Annotated in this window: 15 protein-coding genes; 13 read left to right on the forward strand and 2 right to left on the reverse strand. The window is 38.4% G+C overall.

The annotated features are described in order from the left end of the window. The first annotated feature begins 2 nt into the window (after positions 1–2). Entirely contained in the window at positions 3–686 is a 684-nt protein-coding gene (locus ACIPKN_RS00540; protein WP_400932434.1) for a metal-dependent hydrolase, read from the forward strand. A gap of 152 nt (positions 687–838) precedes the next feature. Next, positions 839–2,146, forward strand: a complete 1,308-nt coding sequence (locus tag ACIPKN_RS00545; protein WP_142508788.1) for a DRTGG domain-containing protein — start codon at positions 839–841, stop codon at positions 2,144–2,146. Between the two features lie 260 nt (positions 2,147–2,406). On the opposite strand, the gene ACIPKN_RS00550 is transcribed toward ACIPKN_RS00545, so the two are convergent. Then, positions 2,407–2,712 (reverse strand): YtpI family protein, encoded by a 306-nt coding sequence (locus ACIPKN_RS00550; RefSeq protein WP_142508789.1) that lies wholly within the window; start codon positions 2,710–2,712, stop codon positions 2,407–2,409. Between the two features lie 90 nt (positions 2,713–2,802). Here ACIPKN_RS00550 and ACIPKN_RS00555 point away from each other — a divergent pair, with 90 nt between their 5' ends. The 8 genes from ACIPKN_RS00555 to ACIPKN_RS00590 all read left to right on the forward strand — a co-directional run bounded on the left by ACIPKN_RS00555 (position 2,803) and on the right by ACIPKN_RS00590 (position 13,963). Beyond that, a complete protein-coding gene (locus ACIPKN_RS00555; protein ID WP_400932437.1) occupies positions 2,803–3,747 on the forward strand; it encodes a DHH family phosphoesterase in 945 nt (314 codons plus the stop codon). 492 nt (positions 3,748–4,239) lie between these two features. After that, complete coding sequence (gene dnaE / locus ACIPKN_RS00560) at positions 4,240–7,323, forward strand: DNA polymerase III subunit alpha (protein WP_400932439.1); 3,084 nt, start codon at positions 4,240–4,242, stop codon at positions 7,321–7,323. Positions 7,324–7,614: 291 nt separating this feature from the next. Further along, complete coding sequence (locus tag ACIPKN_RS00565; RefSeq protein WP_142508792.1) at positions 7,615–8,256, forward strand: FadR/GntR family transcriptional regulator; 642 nt, start codon at positions 7,615–7,617, stop codon at positions 8,254–8,256. A gap of 21 nt (positions 8,257–8,277) precedes the next feature. Further along, a complete protein-coding gene (accD, locus tag ACIPKN_RS00570; protein ID WP_400932441.1) occupies positions 8,278–9,126 on the forward strand; it encodes an acetyl-CoA carboxylase, carboxyltransferase subunit beta in 849 nt (282 codons plus the stop codon). Next, entirely contained in the window at positions 9,119–10,075 is a 957-nt protein-coding gene (locus ACIPKN_RS00575; RefSeq protein ID WP_400932443.1) for an acetyl-CoA carboxylase carboxyltransferase subunit alpha, read from the forward strand. Before accD ends, ACIPKN_RS00575 begins: the two co-directional genes overlap by 8 nt. A gap of 278 nt (positions 10,076–10,353) precedes the next feature. Beyond that, positions 10,354–11,313, forward strand: coding sequence for a 6-phosphofructokinase (gene pfkA / locus ACIPKN_RS00580; RefSeq protein WP_400932445.1), 960 nt, complete (start codon positions 10,354–10,356; stop codon positions 11,311–11,313). Positions 11,314–11,341: 28 nt separating this feature from the next. Beyond that, positions 11,342–13,102, forward strand: a complete 1,761-nt coding sequence (pyk, locus tag ACIPKN_RS00585) for a pyruvate kinase (protein WP_400932447.1) — start codon at positions 11,342–11,344, stop codon at positions 13,100–13,102. Between the two features lie 471 nt (positions 13,103–13,573). After that, positions 13,574–13,963: an FxsA family protein gene (locus ACIPKN_RS00590; protein WP_400932449.1), complete on the forward strand. Its 390-nt coding sequence runs from the start codon at positions 13,574–13,576 to the stop codon at positions 13,961–13,963. On the opposite strand, the gene ACIPKN_RS00595 is transcribed toward ACIPKN_RS00590, so the two are convergent. Further along, entirely contained in the window at positions 13,947–14,912 is a 966-nt protein-coding gene (locus ACIPKN_RS00595) for an AI-2E family transporter (protein WP_400932451.1), read from the reverse strand. The genes ACIPKN_RS00590 and ACIPKN_RS00595 overlap by 17 nt on opposite strands. Positions 14,913–15,164: 252 nt before the next feature. On the opposite strand from ACIPKN_RS00595, the gene citZ reads away from it, so the two are divergent. The 3 genes from citZ to mdh all read left to right on the forward strand — a co-directional run bounded on the left by citZ (position 15,165) and on the right by mdh (position 18,935). After that, entirely contained in the window at positions 15,165–16,280 is a 1,116-nt protein-coding gene (gene citZ / locus ACIPKN_RS00600; RefSeq protein WP_132357192.1) for a citrate synthase, read from the forward strand. Between the two features lie 80 nt (positions 16,281–16,360). Further along, on the forward strand, positions 16,361–17,623 hold the full coding sequence (icd, locus tag ACIPKN_RS00605; protein WP_142508800.1) for an NADP-dependent isocitrate dehydrogenase: 1,263 nt from the start codon (positions 16,361–16,363) through the stop codon (positions 17,621–17,623). Positions 17,624–17,996: 373 nt separating this feature from the next. Next, positions 17,997–18,935 carry a malate dehydrogenase gene (mdh, locus tag ACIPKN_RS00610; RefSeq protein WP_132357190.1) on the forward strand — a complete coding sequence of 313 codons (939 nt, stop codon included), beginning with the start codon at positions 17,997–17,999 and terminating at the stop codon, positions 18,933–18,935. Positions 18,936–19,343: the final 408 nt, after the last annotated feature.

Raw genomic sequence — 19,343 nt, forward strand, 5'->3', positions numbered from 1 at the left:
ATATGGAAATTAGTTATCATGGACATTCAGTTGTTAAAATTCAATCAAATGGGAAAACAATATTAATAGATCCATTCATTAACGGGAATGGGCTAACAGATTTAAAGGTTGCTGATGAGGCTCCGGATATTATTTTACTTACACATGGCCATAATGATCATGTCGGTGATACAGTGGAGCTTGCGAAGAAAAAAGATGCGCTTGTCATTGCACCGAATGAGCTAGCCAATTGGATTTCTTGGCAAGGAGTTAAAACGCATCCAATGCATATAGGGGGAGCTAAGGAATTTGATTTTGGTAAAGTGAAGTTTACTCAAGCGTTCCACGGTTCGTCATTTGTAACAGAAAATAATGAAATTATATATATGGGGATGCCTGCTGGAATTTTATTATTTATCGAAGACTTAACGATTTATCATGCAGGGGATACAGCTTTGTTTAGTGATATGAAATTAATTGGAGAACGCCATCCTATTGATATTGCATTTTTACCGATTGGTGACAATTTTACGATGGGCCCAGAGGATGCTGCTTGTGCAGTTTCATTTTTGAAGCCGAAAATTGTCGTACCAATTCATTACAATACATTCCCTCCAATCGAGCAGGATCCACAAATTTTTGCAGATTTAGTGCAAAATGCAGAGGTTCAAACTTTAAAAGTAGGTGAAAAAGTTAACTGTTCCTAATTAGTGACACTGCTGTACTATATGAGTTGGCACCACGTGCGTAGTTGAAACGATGGGAAAAGTAAAACAAATTATCACTTTACATTAAATATTTTAATAAAAAATATGGTACACTAAGAGCAGAATTTGATGCTTGAGAAATAGGTGATATTTTGTCTACAAAACATGAGAGAATTTTACAATACATCGAATCATTACCCGTGGGTGATAAAATTTCAGTACGTCAAATTGCAAAGGAAATGCAGGTGAGTGAAGGAACGGCATACCGCGCCATTAAAGAAGCGGAAAATCGACGTTTAGTAAGCTCTATAGAACGTGTTGGAACAATTCGTATTGAGAAGAAAAAGAAAGAAAATATTGAGCGATTAACCTTCGCTGAAATAGTTAACATTATAGACGGCCAAGTTTTAGGTGGAAAAACAGGTCTACATAAAACGTTAACGAAATTTGTTATTGGTGCCATGCAATTAGAAGATATGATGCGTTATACAGATGCTGGGAGCTTGCTCATCGTTGGTAACCGTATAAAAGCACATGAAAATGCGCTGCGAGCTGGTGCTGCTGTTTTAATTACAGGGGGCTTTGATACAACTGAGGAAAACAAGTTACTTGCAGATTCCTTGGACTTACCGATTATTTCAACAAGCTATGATACCTTTACCGTAGCAACAATGATTAACCGCGCAATTTATGACCAGTTAATCAAAAAAGATATTTTATTTATTGAAGATATTTTTGTGCCGATGACAGATACTTCTGTTCTTCGAAATGATGAAACAATTCATCATTTCCAAAAGCTAAATGAACGAACAACTCATGGTGCATTTCCCGTTGTTACAGCAAACAATAAGCTTGTTGGGATGATTACCGTAAAAGACGTTATTGGTCGAGAAGAAAACGAGCTAATTGATAAGGTTATGACAAAAAATCCGATTGCTGGATCGATGAAAATGAGCGTTGCCTCTGCAGGACATCGTATGATTTGGGAAGGGATTGACCTATTACCAATTGTTGATGATGACAATATTTTGCAAGGTGTGATTAGTCGACAAGATGTACTAAAAGCGCTTCAGCTTGCTCAAAGACAACCGCAGCATGGTGAAACGATTGATGATTTAGTGAAAAACGAGATGAAGGTACTTGGCGATGAAGAATTAATCGTAGATTTTAAAGTAACACCACAAATGACAAACCAATACGGTGCAATTTCTTATGGAGCATTCACAACTTTGTTAGCGGAAGTTGGCTCATTCGCATTAAAGCGCCGTAAACGTGGGGATGCAGTTGCCGAAAACATGACGATTTATTTCATCAAGCCTGTGCAAATGGAAAGTACACTTACTGTAAAGCCTCGAATATTAGATATGAGTCGTAAGTTTGTGAAAATGGACTTCGAAGTGTTTAATCAACAAATGCTTGTTGGGAAGGCTATGATGATGTTCCAACTACTGGAACGTTAAGTAAACACAAAAAGGGATGGTCTAGGGTAAATGCTAGACCATCCCTTTCACTTCTTTCAGCGGGTGTCACGGAATCGGAGGGGAGTTATTAGCCTATAACAGCTAACTGACCTGCATCGGTGCCGCTCCCGCTGCGTTAGCACTACGCATCGCACAAAAAACATCTGTTGCTGCCGCTACGCTTTCGCACAAAAAAATATATGCTGCCCTAAGCACAAAGCCGATTTCATACGCAATTATGCCGGTGCATAATTGATTATTTATTGGTTAATTCGGTACTCCTCGTCAACAAATTGACCGTAATGACGAACCCTTTTAATATTTTCTATAACAACAAAGATGCCTAAAACGATAAGAATTGCTACAATAATAAATGTATATAACCCAGGGAATAAATAGGCTTGGTTTAAACCAAATAAAAGGATAAATGTACCGAAACTTACATTAGCTTTACTTTTGTACCAATTTTTAGCGATTGGTAATGAAGAACGAAACTGTTTTGTTTTAAAATAAAAATAAAAAACAAATGATATGATTATTGCAAATACAAATATTAAATTGAGCATAGTAAACCTCCTAGCATAACTAGTCATTATTGTAACGATAATTAGAGAAAAATGCTAACGGTTATTACTATCATTTTGGGGGAAATTAATTTGAAAAGACAAATCATCGACACAATTGCTTCATATGAAACAATCATTATTCATCGCCATGTGCGTCCAGATCCAGACGCATATGGATCTCAGCAAGGGTTAAAAGAGCTTATTTTAGCAAATTATCCGGAAAAGAAGGTTTTTGCTGTAGGTGAGCATGATGAATCTTTATCATTTTTAGCATATCCAGATTACATTACGGATGATATATACGACGATGCTTTAGTTATAGTGACAGATACGGCTAATACTGAACGTGTTGACGATCAACTCTATACAAAAGGAAAAATGATCATAAAAATAGATCACCATCCAAATGATGATCCGTATGGTGATTTACTTTGGGTGGATACGAATGCGAGTTCTTGTAGTGAAATGATTTATGAGCTTTTTGAGGAAGGGAAACAAGAAGCAAACTGGATTCTACCTGATGCCTCCGCTAGATTATTATTTGCCGGTATTGTAGGGGATACAGGACGTTTCCAATTCCCTAGCACGACCGTAAAAACGTTTAAAATTGCAGGAGAGCTTATTACATATAATTTTGATCGAAATCAAATTTTCGATGGAATGTATGAAATGGATCAAAAGCTATTAAATTTACAGGGCTATATTTATCAAAATTTCAAAATGGATGAGTATGGAGCAGCGCATATCAAGCTGACAAAGGAATTGCTGGCAGAATTCAATGTTGTACCGTCAGAGGCGTCACTGTTAGTTGGCTGTCTTGGAAGTGTGAAAAGTATTTGTGCATGGGTGGTCTTCATTGAAGAGAACGATCAAATTCGAGTGCGTTTACGTTCAAAAGGCCCTATCATTAACACTTTGGCGAAGGAATTTAACGGTGGAGGGCATCCTCTTGCATCTGGGGCTACAGCTTACTCATGGGAAGAAGCAGAGCGTGTAATAATACGATTACAGGAAATTTGTAAGGCGTATCAATAAACATAAATATTTGGGCTCATCACTAAAATTTGTGGATGACATTTGTTAAACTCGTATGCCATATTTAAGTTGATTGGAGTGGAGGCTGGGCGACTCCTTGGGGATCAGCGTCACAGATGAGACCCTGGAGCGAGCAAATAGGGGAACGAAGGCTAAAAGCATCACGTCCTGTGATAACGCCTTCGTTTTGCTGCCGCTACGTTACACTACGCTTTCGCACAAAAAACATCTGTTGCCCCAAGCGGCTCATCGGACGCCCCCAGGAAGCTCTGCTCTGCGCGAAAGCGAAGCGTCAGCGGCAAATGTTTTCTGTAGCGAAAGCATAGCGACAGCTACATAGCGCCCAGCCGGAACGGAAACCAACCACTCATCATGGTGATTATCCAATACTTAGCGATAATTTGTAAACTCAACAGAATAAGAACGTGCTTCTGTCATAATAATAAAGCTTTGAATTAACATTTTTAAATACCTAGAAAGGAAGGGATTCATTTGACACATGTATACACGAAAATGCATACGAGTGCGGATTTATTGAAAAGTACGATTCGGCTTGAACAATTGATCCCTTTTTTACAAGAGCAAAATACTCAGGCCTGTGCAATCGTCAATTCAAAATTGTACGGGCTTTTGCCTTTTTGTAAAGCATTGCAGCAAGCGAATATTCATGCTGTAATAGGGCTCACGATAAATGTACAGTGGCAAGAAAGAAAGATTCCACTTGTGCTCTATGCTCAGACGCAAGAAGGCTACAAGCATCTTTTAAAGATTAGTAGTGCAGTTTCAATTCGAGAGGATGATGCACTTCCTTGGAAATGGCTTGAAGGATATGCAGCGGGCTGTGTGGCATTACTTTCTTCGGATAACTTAATAGAAATTGAGGATTGGACTGAAGTAGCAAATGCTCTAAACAAGGTATTTGGTAACCGTTTATTTATGGGTATAGCAAGACCTGCAGGGATGATAGCAGAAAAAGAAGAAGCGTATGTAGCATGGTGTGAAACTTTGAACATAACACTAGTTGCCTCTCAGAGCTGCTATTTTTTACGTCCAGAGGATCATTTTGCCTTTGAGGTTGCAAGAGCGATAGATTCAGGTGACAAGATTACCGGTACAATGTTATCAGCTTATTTACAAGGTTATTTCGCCCCAACGAAAGAGGAATGGCAAAGTTGGTTTGCTGATCATCCAGAATGGCTTGAGTCTAGTGCAATGATGCTTGCTAGCTGTACGGCGGAAATTCCTGAAATGCACGTACAAATGCCTAAATTTCCTGTCCCAACAGGAGAAACAGCCGAAAGCCTACTTGTCAAAGAGGTTTTTGCAGGATTGGCAGAACGTTTAAAGCAAACTGAAATTCCTCAAATTTATCGGGAGCGACTTCAATATGAGCTTGAAATTATTTGTGCAATGGGCTTTGCAGATTATTTTTTAATTGTTGCAGATTTCATGCATTTTGCTAAAGAAAATCGTATTTTAACAGGTCCTGGTCGTGGCTCATCGGCGAGTTCACTGGTGGCTTATAGCTTATCTATTACGCAAGTAGATCCGTTAGTTTACGGCTTATTATTTGAACGATTTTTAAACCCTGAACGTGTTACACTGCCAGATATAGATATCGATTTTGTCGACAGTAAAAGACAAAAAGTTATTCATTATGTCACTCAGAAATATGGAAAGGCAAATGTAGCGCAAATTATTACGTTTGGTACTTTATCCGCTAAGGCAGTTGCTAGAGATGTTGCCCGTGTTTTTGGTTTTGACGCTGAAACATTGGAGAAAATTTCGAAAATGATTCCGAATAAACCTGGGATAACATTGCAAAAAGCACTGGCCGAATCACAAGGTTTACAAGGCTGGCTAGCCGAGGATGAAAAACATCGGCGCTGGTTTGAAGTGGCGTTAAAACTAGAAGGGTTGCCAAGAAATTCTTCTACTCATGCGGCAGGGATTGTGCTGTCGCCTTCACCATTAGTCAATACGATACCGATTGAAGAAGGACATGATGGCGTATATTGTACGCAATGGCCGATGGGAGATGTAGAAGCTAGTGGGCTTGTCAAAATGGATTTTCTAGGATTGCGCAACCTGACAATTTTAGAGCAGATACGTTGGTCGATTTATAAAGCTGGCGGTCCTTGGATCGAGTTTGAGCTTATTCCCATGCAAGATGAAAAGACATTTCAACTTCTTCAAATGGGCGATACATTAGGAATTTTTCAATTAGAATCGGAAGGTATGAAGCAAGCTTTACGTGATATTCATCCAAATCATTTTTTAGATATAGTGGCAATCAACGCGTTATATCGCCCTGGTCCAATGGATTTTATTCCTGTATATGCAAAACGAAAAGCAGGAAGGGAATCGGTTACTATGCTACATCCAGCTTTAGAACCCATATTACGCGATACGTTTGGTGTCATAATTTATCAAGAACAAATTATGCAAATTGCTTCGGTGATGGCTGGTTTTACGATGGGACAAGCGGACTTACTGCGTCGGGCGGTAAGTAAGAAAAATCGTCAAGTATTAGAGGAGCAACGTGCCGCATTTGTAAAGGGAGCAATGAAGCAAGGCTTTGACGTTCATGTGGCAGAGGAAGTGTATGCATTAATTGTGCGCTTTGCAGACTATGGTTTCCCTAAAAGCCATGCTGTCGCATACAGCGTTATTTCCTACCAAATGGCTTATTTAAAAGCACATTTCCCACAAAGCTTTTATACAGCACTTTTATCAAATGCAACAGGAAATGTGGAGAAAATTCTACAGGTTGTGAGTGAGGCGAAAGAGAAGGGGATTCCATTTTATCCACCGTCATTAAAACAGAGCACAAAATTTTTTACTGTTGAAAAGGATGGAATTCGCTATAGTTTATCAGGAATAAAGGGAGTGCCTCATACATTTATAGAGAAGGTGAATGCCTTACGCCAAACGAATGCAGAAGCATTTGATAATTTATTTGACTTGGCAGTTGCTTTAAGTGCACAGCATTTTAAACCAAAAGTAATGGAATCTTTAATTTTTGCTGGAGCTCTTGATTATATAGGTAAAGATCGTGCTGTACTAATAGCTACATTGGAGGCAACCTTAAAGCATGCTGAACTGCTAAGACCAACTGAAGATATTGATATAGAATCTGCTACTGCCTTTAGTTTTGGTAAGCCGAAGTATATGGAAGCGGAAGCGATGCCACAAAAGGAAAAATTACTTCATGAAAAGGAGAGTCTTGGTTTTTATATTTCTGCACATCCGGTCTCAGAGGAAAGAGCTTTTTGGAATGAAGTAAATAGTACGTGCCGAGAGTTGAAGCATGCTCGTGAGGGAACGTATGTAAAAATGATTGGCATAATAGAAGAAGTAAAAAAAATACGCACAAAAAAAGGTGAGCAAATGGCTTTTGTTCAGCTTCAGGATGAGTTTGGAACGGTATCTGTAACATTATTCCCGCAAGTTTTCCATCTTGTTCAAGAGCTGTTACTAGTAGACGAAATGCTTTACATTGAGGGAACTATTGAAAGGCGCTTTGGTAAACCTCAAGTGAAAGTAAAACATGCGCAAACGACGAAAAGAATATGAAATTAAAGAAAAATTTAGAAACTGCATAATCCTTTATGCAGTTTTTTCTTTACTTTTTAATAATTATTTTGTAAGCTAGAGTCAATGTTGAAAAGTGGTCAGACCACTTTTTTCTTCATTCAGTAGGAGATTCCATCTTTTGGAAGTGGTGGACTTCCTTTCTTTTCAATAGGTATCCAAACACCTGCTGAATGAAGATAAAGCCTTTGGATGCATTGTTTATCTGTGCGAAAGCGAAGCGACAGCTACAAATAATCTAAGGCAAAATAGATAGAACGGGGAGTTGATCGTATGGATAAAAAAACCGAACAAAAGAAAGTTTTTTTAGATATCGTCCAACAATTACGACAACTTATTAAATTAGAAAAAATACAGGCTGGTGAAAAGCTACCTTCCGAACGAGTCCTTTCAGAACGTCTAGGTGTCGGGCGATCCTCCGTGAGAGAGGCATTGCGAAGCTTAGAGTTGTTGGGTCTTATTGAAACGAAACATGGGGGAGGTACTTTCCTAGCGTCCACACATAAACATCAGCTAGTGGAAATACTGTCGATGTTTATATTAGAAGATGAAAAATCAAAAAAGGATGTCGAATTAACGCGAGAAATTCATGAAAAGGAAGCCGTTCGCGTAATAAGTTGTACAGAGACTCTACGAACACTACCTGTGTGGGACAGTTTTTTTGTAAAGCTAGAGATAGAAAGCGCGATTAATTGTCGGGACGTTTTACGGGAAATAATAATCACGTCAGGAAATCGTCTTTCACTAAAAGTATGGTTTCAGTTAGCAGTTTATGACGGTGACCGATTAAATCGAAACTCAACAGAAGAAGAAAAAATAATCATTCAAACAATGTTGAAATCGATGCAGCTAGGATATGAAAAAGAAGCATTAAAAGCTTACGAGCAATGGATGAAGACTGTACGAAGTAATTAGACAACAAAGGGGGAGTCAAACATGGCAATTCGCAGCTTATTTACTAAAAAGAAAGAGGATGGACAAGAAAAGGGATTTCCAGAAGGACTTATGACAAAATGTCCAGAATGCCGTCACATTCAATTAACGAAGGAATTAGAAAAAAATGATAAAGTATGTTCGAAATGTGACCATCATTTCAAAATGACAGCACAGGAGCGCGTTGCATGTTTTTTAGATGAAGGATCATTTGTTTCAATGGACGATCATTTACAAACAAGTAATCCGCTTAATTTCCCTGCTTATGTTGAAAAAATTTCAGCGGATCAACAAAAAACGGGATTAAATGAAGCTGTGCTGACAGGAAGAGGCGCCCTTGATGGAGAAGAAATTGTAGTTGCAATTATGGATTCTCATTTCCGTATGGGTTCAATGGGCTCAGTTGTTGGAGAAAAAATTACACGTGCCATTGAAAAAGCTACTGAATTACGTGTACCGTTTATTATCTTTACTGCAAGTGGCGGAGCGCGCATGCAAGAAGGCGTACTATCATTAATGCAAATGGCAAAAACGAGTGTTGCATTAAAACGTCATAGTGATGAGGGTCTGTTGTTTATTTCAATACTCACGCATCCTACAACAGGTGGCGTTTCTGCGAGTTTTGCCTCTGTTGGAGATATTAATATTGCGGAGCCACAAGCATTAATTGGCTTTGCTGGTCGTCGTGTAATTGAAGAAACAGTAAGAGAAAAACTACCAAGTGATTTCCAAACGGCAGAATTTTTACTAGCGCATGGTCAGCTTGATGCCATTTTCCATCGAAAAGATTTACGAAACCAAGTAACGGTGCTTGTAAAAATGCATACGAAAGGCGGCGTGCAACATGTCTAAAAATTTAGCTTTTGAAGAACCAGTAGTACAATTACGTGAAAAAATTGATGAATTAAAAACGATTGCTTCCGAAGCAGATGTAGATATGACAGGCGAAATCGAAAAGCTTGAAACACGTCTAATACAGCTTGAACAATCTATTTATGCCAATATGAAGCCATGGGATCGCGTACAGGTTGCTAGACATCCAGAACGACCAACAACTTTACAATATATAGAGGCTATTTGTGAAAACTTTATTGAGTTACATGGTGATCGTACATTTGGTGATGATGCAGCTATTCTTGGAGGAATTGCTTTTTTTGAGGGACAGCCGATAACAATTATTGGACACCAACGCGGAAAATCTACAAAGGAAAACATCCGTCGAAATTTCGGTATGCCACACCCTGAAGGATATCGTAAGGCATTACGCTTAATGAAACAGGCTGAGAAGTTTAAGCGTCCAATTATTTGTTTTATTGATACGAAAGGTGCCTATCCGGGTAAAGCAGCTGAAGAACGCGGTCAAAGTGAAGCGATTGCTAGAAATCTCGTCGAAATGGCGGGCTTAACAGTGCCGGTTATTTCTATCGTTATTGGGGAAGGCGGAAGCGGCGGTGCACTTGCATTAGGTGTAGCAAATCGTGTCTTTATGTTAGAGAACTCAACTTATTCGGTTATCTCGCCAGAAGGGGCTGCGTCGATTTTATGGCGTGATGGTAGCCTAGCGAAGCAAGCAGCAGAAGCAATGCGTATAACAGCACCTGACTTAAAAGAGCTTGGTGTTATTGATGGAATTATCCCTGAAATTACAGGCGGAGCACATCGCAATGTAGCGAAACAAGCACTTAATATAAAAGAATGTATAAGTGATACACTTAAAGCATTGAATTCTTTAAATGGCCAACAATTAATTGAAGACCGTTATGAGAAATTTAAAAAGATTGGACAATATACAGAAGCTTAAATTACAATTTTAAGTTTTTGGATATGTAAATTTGCTCGAAAATAGTTAGAAATTATGATTCGTATTAATAAAAAAATTAGAGTGAATAACATGAAAAAATAAGGGAAATATATTGAATGGATGTTAAATTTCGGATATTTTTGAATAGAAAGAGTGTGTGAAAGCGCATTCTTTTTATTTTTTATGTAAAAGTTATGTTTTTCTAGCCTCAGAACCCTTACATAGTTTGTTTTTTCATGTTAATGTGAATAATAATAGTATCTGCAGGAGGTTCGACAATGAAAAAAATTGCCGTATTAACAAGTGGTGGAGATGCGCCAGGAATGAATGCAGCCATTCGTGCAGTCGTTCGTAAAGCAGCATATCATGGAATTGATGTTGTCGGAATTAAGCATGGCTATGATGGCTTAATAAATGGTAATATGGAAAATCTCGATTTAGGTTCAGTAGGTGGCATTATTCAACGTGGTGGTACACATTTAAATTCAGCAAGATGTCCTGAATTTAAAGAAGACGCTGTTCAGCAGCGGGGCATTGATAATATGCGTGAAGCTGGCATTGAAGGACTAGTCGTTATTGGTGGTGATGGTTCTTACCGTGGAGCTATGGATTTAGTGAAAAAAGGCTTTCCTGTTGTAGGCGTACCAGGAACAATTGATAACGACGTACCTGGAACCGAGTATACTATAGGATTCGATACTGCACTAAATACAGTCGTGGAATCGATTGATAAAATCCGCGATACAGCAACTTCCCATGAAAATTCCTTTATAGTTGAGGTAATGGGGCGAGATGCAGGGGACATTGCTTTATGGGCAGGTCTTGCAGCTGGTGCTGAAACAGTTTTAATTCCAGAAGAAGATTATAATTTGGATGACATTGTGGCACGCTTAGACCGTGGTGCAGCTCGCGGGAAAAAGCATAGCATTATTATCGTCGCTGAAGGTGTCATGTCTGGTAGCGAATTGGCGAAGCTTTTATTTGAAAAAACAGGAAAAGAAACGCGTGTTTCTGTTCTTGGACATATCCAACGTGGCGGTTCACCTACTGCGCGTGATCGTGTTTTAGCGAGTCAATTTGGTGCACATGCAGTTGAATTGCTGATGGAAGGAAAATCTGGCAGGGCGGTAGGTATCCGCAATCATCAAGTTATTGACTACGATATGCCTGAGGCTTTCGAAAAAAATCATGAGGCAGAAGTAAGTTTATATACTTTAATGAAAGAACTATCAATATAATTTGTCATAAAAACGGAGTGGGCAGAAAATGAGAAAAACAAAAATCGTATGTACAATTGGTCCAGCAAGTGAGTCACCAGAAGTTTTAGAGAAACTAATTGAAGCAGGTATGAATGTAGCCCGCTTAAACTTTTCGCATGGTTCTCATGAGGAGCACGAAGTACGTATTAATTTAATTCGCGAAGTAGCACAAAAACTTGGGAAACCAGTTGGAATTTTACTCGACACAAAAGGTCCAGAAATTCGTACGCATAATATGAAAAACGGAGAATTGCATTTAGCAGCAGGGCAAGTAATTGATATTTCAATGACTGAAGTTGAAGGAACTGAGTCAAGCTTCTCTGTAACGTATGATCGTTTAATCGAGGACGTTGAGCAAAACTCTATTATTTTATTAGATGATGGACTTATTCAATTACGTGTATTAGCAAAAGATATGGAAAAAGGACTTATTCATACGATTGTTGAAAATACAGGTATCTTAAAAAATAAAAAGGGTGTTAACGTGCCGGGCGTTTCTGTACAGCTTCCTGGAATTACAGAAAAAGATGCACAGGACATTCTATTCGGTATTAAACAAGGTGTTGATTTTATTGCAGCCTCGTTCGTTCGTCGAGCAAAGGATGTACTAGAAATTCGAGAATTACTTGAACAAAATGGTGGTAACCACATTCAAATTATCCCGAAAATCGAAAACCAAGAGGGTGTCGATAATATCGATGAAATCATCTTAGTTTCAGATGGATTAATGGTAGCGCGTGGTGACCTAGGTGTAGAAATTCCGGCAGAAGAAGTACCACTTGTACAAAAGAAATTAATTTTAAAATGTAATCAAGTAGGTAAACCAGTTATTACAGCTACACAAATGTTAGATTCGATGCAGCGTAATCCACGTCCAACTCGAGCAGAGGCTAGTGACGTAGCAAACGCAATTATCGATGGTACAGATGCAATTATGCTGTCTGGTGAAACGGCAGCAGGGCTTTATCCAGTAGAGTCCGTACAAACAATGAATAAAATCGCACAGCGTACAGAAAATTCATTAGACTATAAGGTAATCGTCTCTACTCGTAGTCGTGAAAAAGAGGCGAACATGACCGAGGCGATTTCTCAGGCAGTAGCATACACTTCGATTAACTTAGGTGTGAAGGCAGTATTAGCACCAACAGAAAGTGGTAACACAGCTAGAATGATTGCAAAATATCGTCCTGGTGTACCGATTGTCGCTGTAACAGGTTCTTCTAATACAGCTCACGCATTAACATTAGTTTGGGGTGTGAACCCAGTTGTATGTCAACGAGTTACGACAACAGATGAAATTTTAGAACTAGCTGTTGATGAAAGCTTGAAGCATGGTTTCGTAACGCACGGTGATGCAGTTGTCATTACGGCAGGTGTACCAGTTGGTGAAGCAGGTACTACTAACTTAATGAAGGTACACATCATCGGAGATTTATTAGCTCGTGGTCAAGGAATTGGTAAAGCTTCAGTAGTAGGTAAAACAGTTGTTGCAAAAAATGCTGCAGAGGCACTAGCATATGATACAGACGGATGCATTTTAGTAACGGTTGGCTCAGATCGTGATATGATGCCAGCACTTGAAAATTGTAGTGGTTTGATTACAGAGGAGGGCGGGCTAACAAGTCATGCAGCGGTTGTAGGACTAAGCCTTGGTATCCCTGTTATCGTCGGAGTAAAAGAAGCGACTACATTGATTCGCCATGGTCAAGAAATTACAATGGATGCTGAAACAGGCGTTATTTACAAAGGGCATGCAAGTGTTCTTTAACTTCTTTAGCAAATGTTATTATCTATAACAAAAAGCTCTAGTACAAATAATTGTACTAGAGCTTTTCTTATAAAGATGAAGTAAATAGCATTTTGCGGTTTATCACCGGAATCAAGAGATGACAATTTGTTAAAAAGTATGTCGTGTGTATAAGTTGATTGGAGTGGAGGCTGGGTGACTCCTTGGGGGGATTAGCGTCACAGATGAGACCATGGAGAGTGAAGCGGCTCATCGGACGCCCCCAGGAAAGCACCCAGCCGGAACGGAAATCAACCACACGTTATGGTGATGACCTAGTTTTAAAACAATATTTAACAAACGTAAAAATCGTTCCCTCATGAAATGAGAAATTACTATAAAAAGAATAACGTCGTTTTCTCTTTAATAGGGCCCATAATTTTTTAAATGAAACTTAATGGGCTATAATAACGTATAAAAGGTATAGCATTTTCAACTAGAAAGGAGAAAAATATGAGAAAAGTACTTCTTGGTTTCATTGTCTATGCATTAGCCGAGTTGGCGTTATTAATAGTAATTGGTCAAAATATTGGTGTTCTAAATACATTATTGCTTATAGTCGCTACGAGTATTATAGGTATTTATATAGTGAAAAATAAAGGTATGAATTCTGTACAAAAGGTAAAAAATACGATAGCACGCGGAGAAGCTCCGGGGCCAGCATTAGTTGATACAGTATTAAATTTCAGTGGTGGTGTACTTCTAGCATTACCAGGTTTTATAACAGATCTTGTTGGTTTATTATTACTCATGCCTTTTTCTCGTAAAATGTTCCAGCCAATCTTTTATTATTGGATGCGGAAAAGGATGAAAAAAGGTCAATTTATCATCGTTCAAAAATAGCATTATCCTTTAGTTTAACCGCCAAAAATAAAAATATAGGGCTCAGTAAAATGCCGTAAAAACCAAATAATAAGATAGAGGCAGCACTGATGAAAAAAGTATGGAATGTACGTAATTGTAATGTATTTGACCAAAGCATGGATTCAGCTAGCTGCCTTGTTAATTGAACGAAGAGATACAAAAGTAAAATAGCTGCACATAAAAAGGTATTGCCTTTTAAGTAAAAATAAACGCTCATGGGTACAAGGAATACGCCAATCCCAAAGAACGGAAGTACATCTGCAAATGCAACTATAAAAGCTTTAATGATGGCTTGTTCAAATTGGAGAATCATAAATCCCGCACAAAGAATGAGCAGTGTAATCGTGAATAGCTGAAACTCCACGTACAAAAAGTAATGAAATAGCTGCATTATTTTAGAAAAATGCTTCTGCCATTCATTGCGGAATTTTTTTGGCACATATTGAAAAAACCAATATCGGGATTTGCGCGTTTCCAATAGGGCGAAATAGTAAGCAATAAGGAATATAAATACTTCAATTACATGCTTCATGAATAGCTGGAAAATATTAGCTGTGTATAAAAAGATTGAATCGAAAATAGAAAGTGATTTTTCCTTTAAAACTTGGATGAACATTGATTCATATTCAGTAAAAAGCGGGAAATTTTGTAATGTATTTCTGATTTCAGGGAAGACAAGAATAATACTGTTTATCGATATGATAACGAGAAGAAAAACGCAAGCTAGTATAAGTGCTTCCACAATAATTGCTGCAAGCCAATAGGTAATTCTACAATAAGAATGAAGAAATTTTATAATAGGATAAGTGGAAAAAGACAAAAAAATCGCAAGAGATACAGGTAATACGAACCACAATATTACCAAATAGAATATAAAAAACAAAATACTTGTAGTCTTTTCGTATGAAAAATATTTAATATTCCTCATTTTTACAAATTCACCCCGTTTCAAATGATAATTTAAAATTGAAATGCACAAAAGAATCTCTTTTAAAACTTATTTATAATCGCTCGTGCACCTTTTTCTTTATTCGGAGGTTTTTCATTCACAAAGCTGTCAAAAATGATTATAATAGCAATGTAAGCGATTAACTTAATGGTTCATATGAGCAAAAAACGTAAATGCGAGCTAATAACTGCATTTACCACTAAAAAATATATTATGAGGGAGCGATAATTTATGTCAGCAACTAAAGGTTTAGAAGGTATCGTAGCAGCGGAATCTAAAATCAGTTCAATTATCGATGACACACTTACATATGTTGGTTACAACATTGATGATTTAGCAGAGAATGCGTCATTCGAAGAGGTAATTTATTTATTATGGCATACTCGTTTACCAAAAGCGGACGAGCTAGCTGAATTAAAACAACAATTGGCAGACAACATGTCTATTCCACAAGCAATTGTAGAGCAATTCAAAACATACCCACTTTCAACTGTACATCCAATGGCTGCACTACGTACTGCAGTATCTTTACTTGGTGTATTCGATGAAGAAGCGGATGTTATGGATACAGAAGCTAACTACCGTAAAGCAATCCGTTTACAAGCTAAAATTGCTACAGTAGTTACTGCATTTGCGCGTGTTCGTAAAGGTTTAGAGCCAGTTGCGCCAAAACCAGAATTAGGATATGCAGCAAACTTCTTATACATGCTTAAAGGTGAAGAGCCAGCAGCAATCGAAGTGGAAGCATTCGACAAAGCATTAGTATTACATGCTGATCACGAATTAAATGCATCTACATTCACAGCACGTGTATGTGTAGCTACATTGTCAGATGTTTATTCTGGTGTAACTGCAGCTATCGGTGCATTAAAAGGACCACTTCATGGTGGTGCAAATGAGCAAGTTATGAAAATGTTAACTGAAATCGGCTCACTAGAAAACGTTGAATCTTATATTCAAAATAAATTAGATAACAAAGAAAAAATCATGGGCTTCGGTCACCGTGTATACCGCAAAGGCGACCCACGTGCACCACACTTACGTGTAATGTCACAAAAATTAACTGAGCTAACTGGTAAACCAGAGCTTTACGAAATGTCAGTTAAAATCCATGACATGATCGTAGAACAAAAGAAATTACCTGCAAACGTAGACTTCTTCTCTGCGTCAGTGTATGATTCTTTAGGTATTGATCATGACCTATTCACACCAATTTTCGCAGTGTCACGTACTTCTGGTTGGGTAGCTCATATTTTAGAGCAATATGCTAACAACCGTCTAATCCGTCCACGTGCAGAGTATGTTGGACCAGGCATGCAAAAATATGTTCCAGTCAGCGAGCGCTAATTCGGAAAATATGCTAGAATATTTGGGACTGTGTTACTGAAAACACAGTCCTATGATTATGAATTTAGGAGGCAACATCAATGTCAAACAAAATTGTAGTTGAAAATGGCGTACTTAATGTACCAAACAATCCAGTGATTCCTTTCATCGAAGGTGACGGAATTGGTCCAGATATTTGGGCTGCAGCATCACGCGTAATCGACGCAGCTGTAGAAAAAGCTTATAACGGTGAAAAGAAAATCGAATGGTTAGAAGTTTTAGCTGGTGAAAAAGCATTCAACCAAACTGGTGAATGGTTACCACAAGAAACTTTAGACAAAATTAACGAATACCTAATCGCAATCAAAGGTCCTCTTACTACTCCAATCGGTGGTGGTATCCGCTCTCTAAACGTAGCATTACGTCAACAGCTTGACCTATATGTATGCTTACGTCCAGTACGTCACTTTGATGGAGTACCTTCTCCAGTTAAACGTCCAGAAGATGTTGAAATGGTTATCTTCCGCGAAAACACAGAAGACATCTACGCTGGTATTGAATTCGAATCTGGTTCTGAACAAGCACAAAAAATCATCAACTTCCTACAAACTGAATTTGGTGTTAACAAAATCCGCTTCCCAGAAACTTCTGGTATCGGTGTAAAACCTGTATCTAAAGAAGGTACTGAGCGTTTAGTACGTTCTGCTATCGAGTATGCTATTAATCATAAACGCCCATCTGTTACTTTAGTACACAAAGGTAACATCATGAAATTCACTGAAGGTGGATTCAAAAAATGGGGTTATGAATTAGCTGAAAAAGAATTTGCTGACCAAACATTCACTTGGAACCAATATGATGCTATTAAAGCTGAACAAGGTGAAGAAGCAGCAAACAAAGCACAAGCTGACGCTTTAGCAGCTGGTAAAATCTTAGTTAAAGATTCTATCGCTGATATCTTCTTACAACAAATCTTAACTCGTCCAAATGAGTTCGACGTAGTTGCTACAATGAACTTAAACGGTGACTATATCTCTGACGCATTAGCTGCTCAAGTTGGTGGTATCGGTATCGCTCCAGGCGCAAACATTAACTATGTAACTGGACACGCGATCTTCGAAGCTACTCACGGTACAGCTCCAAAATATGCTGGTCAAGATAAAGTAAACCCATCTTCAGTATTACTTTCAGGCGTATTAATGCTTGAGCACTTAGGATGGCAAGAAGCAGCTGACATGGTTACTAAATCTGTAGAGAAAACAATTTCTTCTAAAGTTGTAACTTACGACTTCGCTCGTTTAATGGACGGCGCTACAGAAGTAAAATGTTCAGAATTCGCTAATGAATTAATCAAAAACCTATAATTTTCTATTTTAAATAGAAATTATAGTTAAAGCGGAAGTATGTTCTGCCGATATAATTAGGGTGAAATGTAAATTTCTATTGACCTTAGCTTAATAAAATATTTACGATGAACTTGTTTAATCGAGGGAGGAGAATTTATTCTCCTCCCTTTTTTAAATTCTTTCAGCGGGTGTTTAAACACCCGCTGAAAGAAGCCTCCGGCGGATGTCACGGAATCGGAAAGGAGTTCACATAGGATGTTAGCCTAAAAGCATCGCATCCATGCGATAACGGCTAACTGACCTGCATCACGCAGGCCTAAAGCCGATTCCTGACACAATTATGCCGAGGCATAATTGATTATATAACCTAATTTTAAAGGAGCGTATTCGAATGTCTCTGAAACGAAAAAAAATCTCAGTAATCGGTAGCGGTTTTACTGGCGCTACTGCAGCATTTTTAGCAGCTCAAAAAGAACTTGGTGATGTAGTGTTAGTGGATATTCCTCAAGCTGAAAACCCAACAAAAGGTAAAGCTTTAGATATGTGGGAAGCTGCACCAGTGCAAGGCTATGATTCTTATGTTAAAGGTACTTCTAATTATGCAGATACTGCAGACTCTGATGTAGTAATCATCACTGCTGGCGTTGCACGTAAACCAGGTATGAGCCGTGACGATCTTGTTCAAATTAACCAAGATGTAATGAAAGCTGTTTCTAAGGAAATTGCTAAGTACTCACCAAATGCAACAATCCTCGTTCTTACAAACCCAGTTGATGCAATGACTTACACAGTATTCAAAGAAACTGGTTTCCCTAAAAATCGTGTAATAGGTCAATCAGGTGTACTTGATACAGCTCGTTTCTGTGCGTTTGTAGCTGAAGAACTGAATATCTCAGTAAAAGACATCACAGGTTTTGTGTTAGGTGGTCATGGCGATACAATGGTGCCACTTACTCGCTACTCATTCGCTGGTGGTATTCCATTAGAATCATTAATTCCAGCAGATCGTCTTGAAGAGATTGTAGACCGTACACGTAAAGGTGGTGCAGAAATCGTTAACCTCCTTGGTAATGGTTCTGCATATTATGCTCCTTCGGCTGCGCTTATTGAAATGGCGGAAGCGATCATTAAAGACCAAAAACGTATACTTCCATCTATTGCATACTTAGAAGGCGAATATGGCTACAATGATTTATATCTAGGTGTTCCGACATTATTAGGTGCAAATGGTATAGAAAAAATCTTTGAGCTTGATTTAACAGACAAAGAAAAAGCGGCTTTAGATAAATCGGCAGAGGCTGTCCGCGACGTTATGAAAGTTTTAGCTTAATAAAAGTTTATGAAATCGAGTGGGATTCATTCCTACTCGATTTTATGTTGTTGAAAAAACGATTAATGTCAATGAAATTAAAGTATGACTCTTTGGCAAAGTGAGGGGTTGATTTCCGTTCCGACTGTGCGCTTTCCTAGGGGCGTCCGATGAGCCGCTTCGCTGCAGGGTCTCATCTTAGACGCTAATCCCCAAGGAGTCGCCCAGTCTCCACTCCAACAACCACTTCATATAGCGTATAACTTCGGGCATGTTACTTTAATGTATAGTAATAAAGCAAAACTTCAGCAACAAATGTTCTCTGTACGAAAGCGAAGCGTCAGCGGCATCAGATTTACAAACTTATCACTGTTAGAAGTCTTTCCGTTCGATTATGGTGAGTAGCTTGGAACGGAAATCACCCCTACG

Source organism: Lysinibacillus sp. NPDC086135 (assembly GCF_044746345.1).
In the GTDB taxonomy this organism is placed as follows: Bacteria; Bacillota; Bacilli; order Bacillales_A; family Planococcaceae; genus Lysinibacillus.